Origin of the sequence: Roseibium hamelinense, assembly GCF_007830545.1 — a bacterium.
Lineage (GTDB): Bacteria > Pseudomonadota > Alphaproteobacteria > Rhizobiales > Stappiaceae > Roseibium > Roseibium hamelinense.
Window position 1 is genome coordinate 140884 of record NZ_VLLF01000009.1, and the last position, 16025, is coordinate 156908.

The window sequence follows — 16025 nt, forward strand, 5'->3', positions numbered from 1 at the left end:
CCCGACAAATCCGAAAATGGTCAGTTCGCAGATAAATGGGAAATCAAACGCATGTGACCCCTTCGCGAGGCTGAGGTTAACACATCGTCGCAGACGAAAGAATATTGCCGCGCCAGCAGCCTGAAAGTTGCATAACTCTGATTGCCGCCATCCACGCGAAACATTTATAATGGAGGCATCGATAATCGGTCTTGCCCAGCGAATTTAAATCTGGCAAGGTCGCGTCGCCCAGAATAGGACAGGAGCACTGTCCTTTCGTCACCCCCTCTGAATACAGACGAATGTCTTTGAGGGGGCGGGCAACGGAGGTGAGGTGCATGGCGCCTCGTGGAAGCTGCGCTTCCGGCAGCGGAACGATCGCTGCGGCAATGAGACGGATCGCCTTGGCAGGTAGATCCGCTACATACATCGTCTGGGCTAAGGCTAGATAGCCGGGAATGACACACGAGCCGCATTTTGACAGAATGCGACCCGAATAGTCCCCGCCGGTCTAGCTAGAGGAAAATTGGGAAATACGAGGGCGCACATGATTAAGACAGAGCTGACGACCAGCACCTCACTGGAGGCCAAGGCATCTATGGCAAACAAGCGCGCTGCCATGCCTACAGCTCTTGCGACCCGCCTCAAACAAGCCGCACAACACGGGCTTTACGACCCAGCCAACGAACATGATGCCTGTGGTGTTGGCTTTATAGCTCACATGAAAGGCCAGAAATCACACCGGGTGGTCGCAGATGGCCTTCAGATACTTGAAAACCTAACGCATCGTGGTGCTGTGGGTGCAGATCCGCTGATGGGCGATGGCGCCGGGATGCTCGTGCAGATCCCGCAGGCCTTTTTCGAGGAAGAACTTCTAAAAACCGGCGTGTCTTTACCGCCAGCCGGCGAGTACGGCGTCGGGTTCATTTTTCTGCCGCAGAACGCTGACCTCCGCGCCAAGTGCGTCGACATTGTTGAACGCGTTATTACTGACGAAGGCCAAGAACTGATCGGTTGGAGAGACGTTCCGGTAGACAATTCCAGCTTATCCAAATCACCCGAGATCGCCGCGACCGAACCTTTTTCACGGCAGGTGTTTATCAAGCGCTTGGCATGTGAAGACCAAGACGCATTCGAGCGCCGGCTTTACGTCCTTCGCAAAGTGATATCCAATACGATCCGCAGCGAAACCGACGCTGTCAAACACGGCTTTTATATTGTGTCTCTGTCGAGCCGGACAGTGGTCTATAAAGGCATGTTCCTCGCCTATCAGCTCGGAGCTTATTATAAAGACCTGACTGACAAACGCTTCTCGTCTGCATTGGCGCTGGTTCACCAACGTTTCTCTACAAACACTTTTCCGTCTTGGGATTTATCGCACCCGTACCGGATGGTGGCCCACAATGGGGAAATCAACACCCTGCGTGGCAACGTCAATTGGATGGCGGCCCGTCAAGCCTCAGTCTCTTCTGCTTTGCTGGGTGATGATATCACCAAACTTTGGCCGATTTCCTATGAAGGTCAATCGGACACAGCGTGTTTCGACAATGCGCTCGAGTTTCTTGTCATGGGCGGCTACTCACTTGCTCATGCCGCGATGATGCTCATTCCGGAGGCTTGGGCGGGCAATCCGCTTATGGATGACAATCGCCGGGCATTTTACGAGTACCACGCCGCCCTCATGGAGCCATGGGACGGCCCGGCTGCAGTTGCCTTTACAGACGGCCGCCAAATCGGCGCGACGCTCGACCGGAATGGCTTGCGGCCCGCCCGCTATATTGTGACCGACGAAGACTTTGTGATCATGTCTTCCGAGGTTGGCGTGCTCCCGGTCAAAGAGGAGCACATTGTCCAAAAGTGGCGTTTGCAACCTGGGCGAATGCTACTTATCGACATGGAAGAAGGTCGTATTGTTTCCGACGATGAAATCAAACGGCAACTTTCGACAGCAAACCCCTACAAAGATTGGCTGCATCGCTCACAGATTGTGCTTGAAGACATGCCGGCCGTGCGAGGGCGCGCGCCCGTTGCTGGTGAAACCCTGCTGGATCGCCAGCAGGCGTTTGGCTACACTCAAGAAGATATTAAACTGTTGATGCAACCGATGGCGACCATTGGTCAGGAAGCCATTGGTTCAATGGGAACAGACACGCCGATTTCCGCGCTCTCAGACAAGTCGAAACCGCTTTATACTTATTTCAAGCAGAACTTCGCTCAGGTTACAAACCCGCCGATCGACCCAATTCGTGAAGAATTGGTGATGAGCCTTGTCTCATTCATCGGCCCACGTCCAAATATCTTCGATCTGAAAGGTTTATCAACTTCAAAGCGGCTCGAGGTCCGTCAACCAATTCTGACCAATGATGACTTGGAAAAAATCCGGGCTATTGGCGATATTGCAGACAATCAGTTTTCCGCCAAAACGCTAGATATAACGTATTCTGCCGAACGTGGCGCTGATGGCATGGAAGCGGCAATTTCCGAGTTGTGTGATCGCGCGGAAAAGGCTGTGCGTGACGGCAATAACATTATAATTTTGTCTGACCGCTTGATCAACCGGACCCGGGTTGCAATTCCGGCGCTTCTGGCAACGGCTGCAGTGCATCATCATCTCATCCGCAAGGGGCTGCGCACGTCAGTTGGCTTGGTGGTTGAGACGGGCGAGGCCCGCGAAGTCCATCATTTCTGCGTTTTGGCCGGATATGGTGCGGAAGCGATCAACCCATATCTTGCTTTCGAAACGCTGTTGTCCTTGCACGCCGAAATGGACTTCCCTGAAGAGGTTGACGCTAACGAGGTTGTGCATCGTTACATCAAGTCGATCGACAAAGGCATACTGAAGGTCATGTCTAAGATGGGCATTTCGACCTACCAGTCTTATTGTGGTGCACAAATTTTCGACGCAGTCGGTCTATCCAGCGCATTCGTAGACAAATACTTTTTCGGGACCGGTACTCAGATCGAAGGGATCGGCCTGGCAGAAGTTGCAAAGGAAACTGTCCTGCGCCACCAACAAGCATTCGGCGACGTTGCCATTTTGCGCCGTGCTCTGGACGTTGGTGGAGAGTATGCTTACCGAACGCGCGGCGAAAGCCACATGTGGACACCGGATTCGATTGCAATCTTGCAGCATGCAGTGCGCTCAAAACTGCCAGACAAGTACCGTGAGTTCGCAAAGCTTGTAAACGAAGACAGTGGCCGGTACTCAATCCGCGGCCTGTTTCGCGTAAAAAGCGCTGAGGAGCTTGGCCGCACACCTATCGACCTTTCTGAGGTAGAATCCGCCGAAGCAATTGTGAGGCGATTTGTCACAGGCGCCATGTCCTTCGGCTCAATTTCTAAAGAAGCCCATCAGACCCTGGCGATCGCCATGAACAAGATCGGCGGCAAGTCCAACACTGGTGAAGGCGGAGAAGAGGCCGAGCGCTTCAACCCTCTGCCAAACGGCGCCTCCAATCCGAAGCGATCTGCTATCAAACAGGTTGCTTCCGGCCGATTTGGTGTCACGACCGAGTATCTGGTCAACTCCGATATGATTCAGATCAAGGTTGCGCAAGGCGCGAAACCCGGCGAGGGCGGACAGCTGCCGGGCCACAAGGTTGATGCTGTTATCGCCAAGGTGCGGCACTCAACACCGGGGGTTGGGCTTATCTCACCACCGCCGCATCATGATATTTATTCGATCGAAGATCTGGCACAGCTAATTTACGATCTCAAGAACGTAAATCCGGGCGCTGATATTTCAGTCAAACTTGTGTCCGAAATCGGTGTTGGTACGGTTGCAGCCGGCGTCGCAAAGGCACGTGCAGATCATATCACTATTTCGGGCTATGACGGCGGAACCGGAGCATCTCCACTGACATCCATAAAGCACGCAGGCAGCCCTTGGGAAATCGGCCTGGCGGAAACGCAACAAACACTGGTGCTCAACGGTTTGCGTTCCCGTGTGGCACTGCAAGTAGATGGTGGCCTTAGAACTGGCAGAGACGTGCTAATCGGCGCTTTCCTCGGCGCTGACGAGTTCGGCTTCTCAACGGCTCCTTTGATCGCCGCCGGCTGTTTGATGATGCGCAAATGCCACCTGAATACCTGTCCGGTTGGCATCGCGACACAAGACCCAGTCCTTCGGAAGCGGTTCAAAGGCACCCCCGAACATGTCATAAACTACTTCTTTTATGTTGCGGAAGAGCTCCGCGAGCTTATGGCTGCCCTCGGCATTGCCAAACTTGACGACATCATCGGCAGGTCGGAATTCTTGGACAAAAACGCTGCCATTGAGCATTGGAAAGCCAAGGGGCTGGACTTCTCGCGGATCTTCTACAAACCGGATGCCGATCCGCACGAGATCCGCTGGACAGAGCGCCAGGACCATCCGATCAACGACATTTTGGACCGCCGCCTCATCGCCGCGTCAAAACCTGCATTGGAGGAGAGAAAACCGACGATCGTCGAAGAAACCATCTGTTCGGTTGACCGGTCGGTCGGTGCAATGTTGTCAGGAGAAGTTGCCAAGCGTTACGGGCATAAAGGACTTCCAGACAACACGCTTCAGATCAAACTTGCCGGGACAGCAGGGCAAGCATTTGGCGCATTTGTGGCGAAAGGCGTAACGTTCGACCTTGAAGGCGATGCGAACGACTATGTTGGAAAGGGACTTTCCGGTGGCCGCATCATTGTGCGTCCGCCGCAAAACACACGCATTGTTCCTGAAGACTCAATCATTGTCGGCAACACGGTCCTTTACGGAGCAACGGAGGGCGAATGCTACTTCCGCGGTGTTGCAGGTGAACGTTTTGCTGTTCGCAATTCTGGCGCCGTTGCGGTCGTAGAGGGCGTTGGTGACCATGGCTGTGAGTACATGACCGGTGGTGTAGTCGTTGTAATCGGCCAAACTGGCCGGAATTTCGCAGCTGGAATGTCAGGCGGTATCGCCTACGTTTTGGATGAAGACGGCACCTTTGGTTCTCGTTGCAACTTGGCTATGGTCGACTTGGAGCCGGTAACCGAAGAAGATGATCTCCTGGAAAAGCTCCACCATCACGGCGGTGATATTGAACACAAAGGGCGTGTTGACGTATCCGGCGACATGACGAGACATGACGATGAACGGCTCCGCCAGCTGCTTACAAAGCACATAGAATATACCGGTTCGACACGGGCACTATCCATTTTAGACAATTGGGATACCTATCGCCCCAAGTTTGTGAAGGTCATGCCGGTCGAATACCGGCGCGCCTTGCGTGAAATGGAAGAGCAACGCCTAGGTATGGTGGCTGCAGAATAAACGTCAGAAGAATCCGTCGGCTCTCGGGCACTCTATGCCCGATTGCAGCTGGCCCTGAGCAATCAAATCAAGGAGGTCGCCTTGGGCAAGGTTACCGGTTTTTTGGAAATCGATCGGCAGGAACAGAAATATCAGCCTGCCTCAGACCGTATCAGACATTTCCGCGAATTCACGATCCCGCTGAATGATCAGGAGGTCGCCAACCAGGCCGCCCGTTGCATGGACTGCGGCATTCCCTTTTGCCATGGACCAACCGGTTGCCCTGTCAACAATCAGATTCCCGACTGGAACGATCTCGTGTTCCAGGATGATTGGGATCTGGCTTTGCAAAACCTGCATTCAACCAACAATTTCCCGGAATTCACCGGCCGTATTTGTCCTGCGCCTTGTGAGGAAGCTTGTACGCTCAACCTTGAAGATGTGCCTGTAAACATCAAGAGTATCGAGCAGGCAATAGCAGACAAAGGCTACAAAGAAGGCTGGATTGTTCCAGAACCTGCATCGACGAAAACCGGAAAGGCAGTTGCGGTTGTTGGTTCCGGACCGGCAGGGATGGCGGCCGCACAGCAGCTAGCACGCGCTGGACACACGGTGCATCTTTATGAACGTGAGCCAAAAGCGGGCGGCTTGATGCGCTATGGCATTCCTGACTTCAAGATGGAAAAACACTATATCGACCGCCGTGTCGAGCAGATGGAAGCTGAAGGGGTCACCTTTCATTATGGTGTCGACGTTGGGAAAACCGTCTCTCTCGATGAGCTGGCCGAACGGCATGACGCAGTGATCCTCTGTGCTGGCGCAGAGCGTCCACGCGACCCAGGCGTCACCGGAATGGAATATGATGGCTGCCACTGGGCCATGGAGTATCTGGTGCAACAGAATCGCCGTGTCGGCGGTGAACCTGAGGGAACGGAAGCTCCAATCTGGGCAGGCGGAAAGCACGTAATCGTGATCGGCGGCGGAGATACGGCATCTGACTGTGTCGGCACCGCATTTCGTCAAGGTGCGCTTTCGGTGACCCAACTGGATATTCGCCCGATCCCGCCGCACAAGGAAGACAAGCTCACGGTTTGGCCATACTGGCCGACGAAATTCCGCACATCCTCGTCACAGGCTGAGGGCGCTGAGCGGGAGTTTTCTGCCGCAACGCTAGCTCTCGTCGCCGACGAGGGCAAAGTCACCGGCGTGAAATGTGCCCGCGTAGATGAGAAGCGGCACCCAATCGAGGGCACTGAATTCATCATCCGTGCAGATCTCGTTCTGGCAGCAATCGGGTTTTCCGGTCCTTTGCTAGACACGTTCGTCGCACAAGCAGACGGCAAGCTTGAACTCGACGGCCGTACAAATGTGAAGGCGAACACCGAAGACTACAAAACCAGCATCGATAAGGTTTTCGCTGCCGGTGATGTCCGCCGGGGTCAGTCACTCGTGGTTTGGGCGATCCGTGAAGGCCGACAAGCCGCGCGCGCCGTTGACGAGTACCTTATGGGGACAACCAACCTCCCGCAATAAGCCACTGCCACATCACTCGCTAAAAAGACGGCAAGCTGCCGTCTTTTTTACGCCTAATTTGAATCTGAAGTCTGAGTGGTGAGACCGTCGATACGGCCCGGCACTCTTGTCAAGGGCTCGCCCTCAACGAAAAATCTGTAAGCCGATGACTCGGTGTCCGGCGCAACAGTCACCGTTTGAGCTCCCAAAAGCTCTGCTTCCGGAGACGTGGTCCGTCCGGTAAGCACGATGAAATTCGGATCGTCTTCAATACCTTCAAACGCGAGGCCTCCATAGCCGCCCAGCAACCGTGACAGCTCGCGCTCGACGAAAAAGGCAACCTTGCGAAATCCCGCCCAGGTAAAATCAATCTGCGTTTTGGTGCGAAGCCGGGCCCGCTTGCCATCTACATCAGGACCAAAAGAACTGTAGACCCCTTCATCGTTCAAAAAAACGTCCCAAAGCTCAATGAAACGCACACGAGAATCTGATGTTTGCAACTCAAGAAGCGTGTTTATGCTCTCAAATGTTTCATTGACCCGCTCAGCACCTGTCGGTGGCAGGCCTATTAAAAGTACCGGAAGCCGCTCACGCCGAATGGTTTGTACGATGCTCTCAACTTTGTCTTCGAACGTGGCAAACCACTCCTCAGTCGCATAGGCAATTTCGCCCTCTTCAGTGCGAAATATCTCGTCTAGATCAGAACGCCCGGCGATGAATACGACAGCTTTAACGTCGGCCGAACGGATCTGTGACAAGATCAGCGAGGGCCAGTCCAGTGCATCGCCGCCGGCAAGCCCCTTGCCATCTTCGAAGGCAAGATCGACACGAACGTTTGGCTGATCAGCCAGGATATACCGCAGCCCGGAGGCAACCCCTTTTGCCATTTGGTCACCAGCAACCAAAATGACCCCGGCGTCATCGTTCTTTGGCTCTTCAACGAACACCGGCGGAGCCGTTCGGACACGCTGTACTGAATTGCCCTCTTGCGGTCGGCTTCGGACAGGAGATCGGCGCCGCTCATTTCTCGGCTCTCGGGATAACATGCGCATCAACGGCCGAAACGGATTAATACGTTGAAGTCGTTCACCTACACCTTGTGCGACTTGAAACGCGCCGCCTTCGGCATGGGCGTGGTGGACTGCACCGTCTGCGAAACCGAACAGGCACACAGTCAGAAGCCAAGCCACAAGAACCAATTTCCAAGAACGGGATCCGGATCTCACACTTAACCTCTGACGTAGTTACGTTTCCCCAGACTAGCCATCCATCTTGATCTTGGCCAGAAGAACAATGGATGGATATCCGTCCGGGACAAGGCCGCGCGCCCGCTGATAAGCGCGAATGCCGCGCCTTGTTGCAGGTCCGACCTTCCCGTCTGCAGCACCAACATTAAACCCGCGCCTATTGAGGAGCTGCTGAAGTTCTGCTGTTTCGGTCCGGGTGAGCGGCATGTGCTCGCGCGACCAGTCAGATGCCAACGGACCACCACCGATAATCCTATCCGCAAGATGACCGACCGCAAGCGCATAAGCCGTCGCATTGTTGTAGCGCTTAATGACGAAAAAATTCCGCAGCATCAAAAAGGCTGGTCCATTTACACCAGCTGGCATAACGAGGATCGCACGGTCACCCGGACGCGGAAAATTCCGGCCGTTCACACGATCGACACCGCGCTTTTGCCACTCGCCGAGCGTAAGCGTTGTATCGTCGTCTGCAAGGCGAAAATCGAATTTCGCAGGCAGTTTGACTTCGTAGCCCCATGTTTTGCCAGTCTGCCAGCCATGCTTTTTGAGATAGAAGGCTGTGGATGCCAGTGCGTCTTCCACCGATGTCCAAATATCGCGGCGCCCATCGCCGTTATAGTCTGCAGAATACGCTTTCCAACTGGACGGCATGAATTGCGTGTGTCCCATGGCGCCAGCCCAAGAGCCTTCCATGTCTTCAAACCGCACATGGCCGCCCTGAACAATTTTCAGGGCTGTCAGCAATTCCCTATGCCAGAACTCTTTACGCCGCGGCGCTCCATAGGCCAGTGTTGCAAGAGCCTGTATGACATTGTGGCGCCCCATATAGCCGCCATAATTTGTTTCCATGCCCCAAATCGCCAGCACAGCTTCCCGATCAACGCCGTATCTCGCTTCGATGTTCCGAAGCACCTGATCGTACTGCACCAGAAGCTCACGGCCTTTCTCAACACGCGTGTCCGACACGGCAGAATCAAGATATTCCCATATCGGTTTCACAAATTCTGACTGCTTGTTCATCAGACGAAGCGTGTCCGTATCAGGCTCCATGCCCGTAAACACGTTCTTGTAAGTCTGTGGAGAGATCCCTGCAGCCTGCGCCTTAGGCCAGAAATCAGTCACAAACCGATCAAAACCCGGATCAGCTACCGCGCCAGCAGGCAAGGCCGCAACGCCCCCCGCCAGAACCAGTGAAGCACATGCGGCCCGCCAGACAGCACGTGCATTAAATAAACATCCAACCAACCGACCTTGCACTTTCCTACACTCCATCTAAGGCCTCCTGGAGATTGCCGGAATCAGACTTACAAGTTCTTTGAGCCCATTTGCCATTTTCCAGCGGCGAAATCATGACCAATAACTAAGATAATTAGTGCCGGATCCGCACTCCGGCCTCGATAGTATTTGAGGAATAGTCGCCACCCGGCGAAGTCGTATCGAAGTTTTGGTATGTATACTGCGCATCAAGCGCAACGTTTTTCGTTAAGGCATATGTCAAGCCGCCAAAGCCCGTAAATGTGCCCTCATCAATGTCCGCGCCCTGGTAGGTGCGGTAACTGTAGCCGGTGCCAATTTCCCCCACCAGTCGATCGCTAAAGCCGTATGCAAGACGTAGGTCTCCAGAATAGATGATCGATCCGGAAGCTCCATCTATGTCGGTGGTTTCAAAGGACGTTCCCAAACCTGCAGTCACAGTGGTCAAACGGGAAGGCGACCATACCAGGGAGGCATCAACCACCAAACCCGACAAGTCCCCAAGGCGGTCGTCCTGTAAATCTTCTACACGCCATCCAGCCCCAATCTCACCAGCAAGCTTAGGGCCATTGTCAATGCCGAAACCGCCCCGGAATTCATAGCCGTTTGCATCACGCCTTTCACACAGGCTGTCGCTGCACTCTTGATCGAATCTGCGTAACAGCAACGCGCCTTCCACAAACGGCGTAAAGGCAGCACCGGTTTCTGCATTGAGCCGAAGGCCTGCTGAGTAAAGCGTATTGTCACGGCCACCAGCGGAGCCAATACCATCATCTGCGGAGTAAATGTTTCGGTCGATGCCGCCGGAGATTGTAGCGGAAACCACCCCTGCGCCCCTTGTTAAACCTAGGCTGGCGTTGATCTGATGGACATCATCCTGACCAGTCGCGCTTTCGGCACTCGATGCATCCTCTCTGGAATACGTATAGGCGAGGTCGGCATTGACAGTGGTTTCGTTAGCAACATCCAGCCGCAAGGCTGAAGATGCGGTCAAACTGGGGTCATCATCATCGGAAGAATCTGGATAGGCAACATAGGATCCACGAAGGGCAAAATCGAGCTGATGCCTCGACCAGTCAGATGTTGCTGTGATGTTCGGAGATATTCTAAAAAGTCCGCCGCTTTGCCCCCCCGCCGCGCCTTCTACATTGTCTGTATATCCACCGTTTATTGTCACTTCCGGTAATACCGTAAAGCGCCCGATACGGAATCCTGACGCTTGATCGAACACCGTGTCACCTGCAAAAATACTGGTATCGAGAGCCGCACCTCCCCCCTCGGTCCGAGCTACTGCTGCAAGGCGGTCGGAAAAGGGACGTACGGGCTCAATCCGTCCGGCGGCACCGAGCCCGGTAGAGCCCTCTTCTGCCGTAGCCGCGTTGAAACTGGTTCTCAGACCGATGACATCGTTGAAAACAGATGCGTTTCGTTGGTTCGCTGCCAGCTCACTGCTTGCGCCAGTAAGCTCTTCGGCAGCAACGGATCCGTCGGGAGCAAACACACTCGCTTCCTGTCCGACGGCAGACCCGCAGAACAATCCGATAATTGCTAAAGTGTGAAGGGCCCGATGCATTCAGGTTCCGCAAAAAGGAGCAGTAGTCGACAGCGCTGGTACCCAAACTCACAGAACATAGTTAACCGAACCTTTCCACATTCGGTACATGAGGCGATTCCGCTTGCAATTTGCGACCTTTTTTAAGATCCGGGAAACTTGAAGCCGGAGCGCAGCTGGCGTAGACAGAGGCAGCAAAAGAAATTGTAACGGGGTACCAAATGCCGGATGCTTTGACTGCGCAGCTGGAGGGAAAATCCACGGATACCGACTTCAAAAGCCTGGTCTCTGCCGAACGCACATTGGAAACCGAAATCGCGGGATTGAGCGCTCTTCGCGCTGCCCTTAAAAACGGCCTTTCCGTACCGTTCGCTAGAACGGTGGATCTTATTTCCAAAATATCCGGTCGCGTGATTGTCTCCGGGATCGGCAAAAGCGGTCACATAGGCACGAAGCTCGCGGCAACTCTTGCCTCGACCGGCACCCCGGCGTTTTTTGTTCACGCAAGTGAGGCTAGCCACGGTGACCTTGGCATGATCACACAAGACGATGTGGTTATTGCTCTTTCTTGGTCAGGCGAGACACAAGAATTGGCCGGCATTGTAGCCTATACGCGCCGCTTTAAAGTTCCTTTAGTGGCGATCACCTCCCGCGAAGACAGTACCCTTGGAAATGCTGCCGACATAGTCCTCAAAATGCCCGGCGTAACAGAGGCCTGCCCCCATGGCCTTGCCCCCACGACCTCCGCCCTTGTTCAACTGGCAACAGGCGATGCCCTCGCGATTGCACTATTGGAAACCCGTGGGTTCACCGCTCAAGACTTCCGAGTTTTTCATCCGGGTGGGCGCTTGGGTGCAAGTCTCAAGACCGCAAAAGACATCATGCACCGTGGCGAAGCACTTCCTCTGGCACATGAGAGCATGCCCATGCGTGACGGCATTCTCGTCATGACACAGAAAAGCCTTGGCGTACTTGGAATTGTCGATGATTTGAATCGCCTGATCGGCGTCATTACCGACGGGGACTTGCGCCGACACATAAGCTCCAATTTCCTAGATATGACCGCTGGCGAGGTTATGACGCGAGCCCCAAAAACAGTCAGCTCCGATATGTTGTCCGCTGCGATTCTTGAACTTGTTAACGCCGCACAAATCACATCGGTGTTTGTAGTTGAGGACAGCCGACCCGTGGGAATTGTCCATCTGCACGACCTCCTCAGAATTGGCGCAGCTTAAACGCACCGCTCCGCTCACAATTTGGTTAAACACTTAATTTCTAGCTTTAACAGCTGCATTTTGACGGCTTGAGTTAGGAATTGATTAGCCTTGATCCCCGTACACTGCCGCAACCTTGGCCGGTCTTCCCGGCCTTTCAGTTCTGGTGCACGGAATGGATTTAGCAACACTCATTGGCATGATCGGCGCCTTCCTAATCGTCGTAACAGCGATTTTTTTGGGGGGAAGTTTCGGTCAATTTGTCGACCTGCCATCTATTCTCATCGTGATCGGTGGTGGACTTGCCGCAACCCTGATCCGTTTCCAACTTTCGGATATCGTTGCGGCTTTCAGCACAGGCTTCAAAGTTGCCCTTGCCAGCAAGAATGTCTCGCCACGCGACCTGATTACTGAAATCACGAACCTTGGCGAAGTTGTGCGCAAATCCGGGCCTCTTGGCCTGGAGAACGTTGACGTCTCCGATCCGGTCTTGGCAAAGGGCGTGCAATACGTTGCTGACGGCTACGAACTCGAATTCATAAAAGAGTCCATGGAGCGCGAACGGGATTTGCAACTCTCCCGACTATCCGAAGGCCGGCGCGTCTTCAAAGCGCTCGGGGATTCGGCGCCCGCCTTTGGAATGATCGGGACACTTGTCGGCCTTGTCCAAATGCTCGCAAATATGGACGATCCGGCAGCTATTGGACCGTCAATGGCCGTTGCACTTCTAACGACACTTTACGGCGCTCTTATCTCGAACATCATTTGCTTGCCTTTGGTCGACAAGCTCGACGCGAAATTTGAAGTCGATGAATTGAATCAGACCCTGATCATTGACGGCGTCATGCAAATTCGAGAGTCGAAAAGCCCGGCACTCATCAAAGAGATGCTGGTGGCCTATCTGCCGGAGAAACACCGCGCAGAGTTGGAAGAGGCTGCCTGAGGCAGAAAGTAGGTAAATATGGCCCGCAAAAAGGCAAAATCAGGCGGTGGAGCTCCGGATTGGCTCGTTACCTTTGCCGATTTGATGTCCCTCCTTGTCTGTTTTTTCGTGCTTATCATTTCTTTTTCAATTCAGGACAAAGAGAAGCTCCAAGTGGTCGCGGGGTCTATGCGCGAAGCGTTTGGCGTTAAGGACACTTCCCGCAAGACAGGCATCATCGAGGTCGAGGGTATTCCAATCCGGGACTACATGAAGGACATCAGCCAGGTCCCTCAAGAACTCGATTCGGACTTTTCACAAGAACGCCATGAAAAACGGCGCAAGCAAGGCCCTGAAGCGAATACGCATGATACGCTTGAAGCCGATATAGAAAAGCCGCGCCAATTCGCGACAGCAGCCGCTTCTCTTAGGCAGGCATGGCAGGAAATGCCTGAAATAACCGAAGTCTCCACCAATATCATTTTGGAAGAAACTGAAGAGGGCCTCAACATAATGCTCGTCGACCAAGACGGCAGGTCAATGTTTCGCGAGGGCTCCAAATACCCATATGAGACAACACGCCGGTTAATCGCCAAAATGGCCCCAATCCTGTCCCAGATGCCGAATAGGATTGAAATTACCGGCCACACAACAGCAGGTAGGCAGGGCATAGACCCAACCTATACTGCTTGGGAGCTGTCCACTGAGCGAGCAAATATCGCACGGCAAATCCTGTCCGAGTACGGCGTACAGGACAACCAATTCTACGCAGTCGTCGGCAAAGCCGACACTGAGCCACTGTTTCCAAACGACCCGTACTTGGCGTCGAACCGAAGGATCGGCATTTTGCTAAAGGCGGAAGAGCCGCCGATACCACCGGGACATCGACCATAAGGCCGGTTAGCCTCTCGGCTGGAGAGGTTTAACCACCAACTTCACGCCCTCGACGCGGTCAACTGTGACCCGTGTTCCTGCAGGAAGGTCAGGTCCGGAGATACGCCAAACCGTATCGTCTATCGACAAGCGCCCATCCCCTTGTGAAATCGGCGTTGCAAGCACAAATTCGCGGCCAACATAGCGGCTGCCTCTTTGATTAAGACCCGGATCTCCCGATTCTCGTGAAATTTTTGCCATAAGTTTCCGGCCGATAAGCAGACTGGAAAATGCCAACAGCAAGAACACAACAACATCGACTTGCCAAGGCAAGTCGACAAACAAGCTAACTGCCCCAACGACAAGGGCTGCAATTCCAAACCAGAGAAAAATGGTTCCGGGCGCTAAAATCTCCAGACCCAAGAGGACAAGGCCAAGAACAAGCCAGTTCCAGGCACCTAAGTCTGCAAATATCTGTTCAAGCGCACTCACTCTGGTCCGTCCTCACGACGGACACCCGTGACCGGGACACCAGCACGGGGGCGTGCTGGCGGCGAACGCTGGTCCCCGAAGGCTTCCTTGGCAATCTCGCCAATTCCGGTCAATGCACCAAGCAACGACGTTGATTCCATCGGCAAAATAAGCGTTTTCTGGTTTCGAGAAGTTGCCAGCTCTTTAAAAGCCTCAACATATTTGTTCGCAACGAAATAGTTGATGGCTTGAACGTCCCCCTTTGCAATCGCTTCACTGACCATTTCAGTTGCTTTTGCTTCCGCTTCTGCTTCGCGTTCGCGTGCCTCAGCATCGCGAAAGGCGGATTCACGACGCCCTTCGGCTTCAAGGATCAAGGACTGTTTTTCACCCTCCGCCTTCAGAATTTCCGACTGGCGTTTGCCCTCAGCTTCCAATATGGAAGCGCGTTTGTCACGCTCAGCCTTCATTTGCCGGGCCATCGCATCAACCAGATCACGCGGAGGATTGATGTCCTTTATTTCGATACGGGTGATTTTCACACCCCATGGTTCAGCCGCCGCATCGACCACGTGAAGAATTTGTGCATTGATTTCATCGCGGTTCGACAAAAGCGAATCGAGATCCATAGACCCCATAACAGAACGAATGTTGGTCATTGTTAGATTCAAGATTGCATTTTGCAGACCAAGCACTTCATAGGCCGCGCGCGCTGCATCCAATACTTGATAAAACGTAACGCCATCAGCTGTTACAGTTGCGTTGTCACGCGTAATTACCTCTTGAGACGGGACGTCCAGAACCTGCTCCATCATGTTGAGCTTGTGGCCGACCCGGTCGATAAACGGAATAATAAAATTCAAACCCGGCGACAGTGTTTTCCGATACCTGCCGAATCTCTCGATGGTGAAGTTAAAGCCTTGCGGAACGGTCTTTACTCCCGAGAAAATGACGAGGATGACCAGGAACAGTAGGACAATCAGAGCTATATCAAAGCCCAAAAAATCAGCTGGCATCACGAATCTCCGAAAATACGGCCTCAACTGCGGCAGCAGTATGCCCCGCCCATCGCTTACACACCAGATACGACAGGATGATTTACGGTGATTGTTTCGCCATTGTCGCCCGAATAGTTCGTGTCCATACGCACCGCATTGTGCAACGCTGCTGGTTCAAACAGATACAAAAGCAAAAAGCCCGGCATCAAGCCGGGCTTTTTTTCATCTCGGTTCATTGTCAGCTTAGGAGCCGAGGAAACCCGCGAACTTGTTTTTGAAGCGGGAAACGCGGCCGCCACGATCCATGAGCTGCCGGTCACCACCAGTCCAAGCCGGGTGAGAGCTCGGGTCAATATCAAGCTGCAGCGTGTCGCCTTCCGATCCGTATGTGGAGCGGGTGATGTATTCGGTGCCATCGGTCATTACGACCTTGATGGTGTGGTAATCGGGATGGATATCCGCTTTCATGGCCAGTCCTTTTACTCGCCCGGAAGCATGCTTTCGCAGGCCTAGCAAGGGCAGAATTTTTGATACGACATTCGGTCCGGGCAGGACGATGCCTCCAGAAACATGAGGCGGGGGTATACCCTAATGCAGCGAAAGGCACAAGTACCGACTTCGGCCCAATTCCACTCAATTACTTTGCCGCCGAAAACCTGATCGCCGTACACGCGCGGCACCTGTGTAGAAGTGTTGGTAACAAGTTATGCACACCAATCAGGTCATTGCCGCTGCAGCGC

The 16025-nt window shown here is 53.7% G+C and carries 11 protein-coding genes and 1 pseudogene; 5 read left to right on the top strand and 7 right to left on the bottom strand.

Features of this window, described 5'->3' with window-relative positions; all coding sequences use genetic code 11:
* Positions 1–640: 640 nt before the first annotated feature.
* Together gltB and JM93_RS17580 are read left to right on the top strand one after the other, a co-directional pair.
* A pseudogene (gene gltB, locus JM93_RS17575) lies at positions 641–5263 on the top strand (glutamate synthase large subunit); the annotation flags it as partial.
* Positions 5264–5344: 81 nt separating this feature from the next.
* A complete protein-coding gene (locus JM93_RS17580) occupies positions 5345–6775 on the top strand; it encodes a glutamate synthase subunit beta (RefSeq protein WP_145346091.1) in 1431 nt (476 codons plus the stop codon).
* Positions 6776–6828: 53 nt separating this feature from the next.
* On the opposite strand, the gene JM93_RS17585 is transcribed toward JM93_RS17580, so the two are convergent.
* The 3 genes from JM93_RS17585 to JM93_RS17595 all read right to left on the bottom strand — a co-directional run bounded on the left by JM93_RS17585 (position 6829) and on the right by JM93_RS17595 (position 10828).
* Positions 6829–7944 carry an SGNH/GDSL hydrolase family protein gene (locus tag JM93_RS17585; protein ID WP_145346092.1) on the bottom strand — a complete coding sequence of 372 codons (1116 nt, stop codon included), beginning with the start codon at positions 7942–7944 and terminating at the stop codon, positions 6829–6831.
* A 69-nt stretch (positions 7945–8013) separates the two neighbouring features.
* Positions 8014–9165: a lytic murein transglycosylase gene (locus JM93_RS17590; RefSeq protein ID WP_244300889.1), complete on the bottom strand. Its 1152-nt coding sequence runs from the start codon at positions 9163–9165 to the stop codon at positions 8014–8016.
* A gap of 205 nt (positions 9166–9370) precedes the next feature.
* Positions 9371–10828 carry an outer membrane beta-barrel protein gene (locus JM93_RS17595; protein ID WP_145346097.1) on the bottom strand — a complete coding sequence of 486 codons (1458 nt, stop codon included), beginning with the start codon at positions 10826–10828 and terminating at the stop codon, positions 9371–9373.
* Between the two features lie 200 nt (positions 10829–11028).
* Between JM93_RS17595 and JM93_RS17600 the strand changes: the two genes are divergently transcribed.
* From JM93_RS17600 to JM93_RS17610, 3 genes are all read left to right on the top strand, one after another.
* On the top strand, positions 11029–12042 hold the full coding sequence (locus tag JM93_RS17600) for a KpsF/GutQ family sugar-phosphate isomerase (protein ID WP_145346099.1): 1014 nt from the start codon (positions 11029–11031) through the stop codon (positions 12040–12042).
* A gap of 154 nt (positions 12043–12196) precedes the next feature.
* Positions 12197–12964 carry a motility protein A gene (locus tag JM93_RS17605; protein WP_145346101.1) on the top strand — a complete coding sequence of 256 codons (768 nt, stop codon included), beginning with the start codon at positions 12197–12199 and terminating at the stop codon, positions 12962–12964.
* Positions 12965–12982: 18 nt separating this feature from the next.
* Entirely contained in the window at positions 12983–13837 is an 855-nt protein-coding gene (locus tag JM93_RS17610) for an OmpA/MotB family protein (protein WP_145346103.1), read from the top strand.
* Positions 13838–13843: 6 nt separating this feature from the next.
* Here the strand turns inward: JM93_RS17610 and JM93_RS17615 are convergent, their stop codons facing one another.
* Genes JM93_RS17615 through rpmE form a run of 4 tightly spaced genes read right to left on the bottom strand, consistent with a single transcriptional unit; the run spans position 13844 to position 15753 of the window.
* The gene (locus JM93_RS17615; protein WP_145346105.1) at positions 13844–14308 is read right to left on the bottom strand and encodes an NfeD family protein; all 465 of its coding nucleotides are present in this window, start codon (positions 14306–14308) and stop codon (positions 13844–13846) included.
* Positions 14305–15303: an SPFH domain-containing protein gene (locus JM93_RS17620; protein ID WP_145346107.1), complete on the bottom strand. Its 999-nt coding sequence runs from the start codon at positions 15301–15303 to the stop codon at positions 14305–14307. The genes JM93_RS17615 and JM93_RS17620 overlap by 4 nt, the downstream gene beginning before the upstream one ends.
* A 56-nt stretch (positions 15304–15359) precedes the next feature.
* Positions 15360–15521, bottom strand: coding sequence for a hypothetical protein (locus JM93_RS21800; protein WP_155197653.1), 162 nt, complete (start codon positions 15519–15521; stop codon positions 15360–15362).
* A 7-nt stretch (positions 15522–15528) separates the two neighbouring features.
* Entirely contained in the window at positions 15529–15753 is a 225-nt protein-coding gene (gene rpmE, locus JM93_RS17625; protein ID WP_145346109.1) for a 50S ribosomal protein L31, read from the bottom strand.
* Positions 15754–16025: the final 272 nt, after the last annotated feature.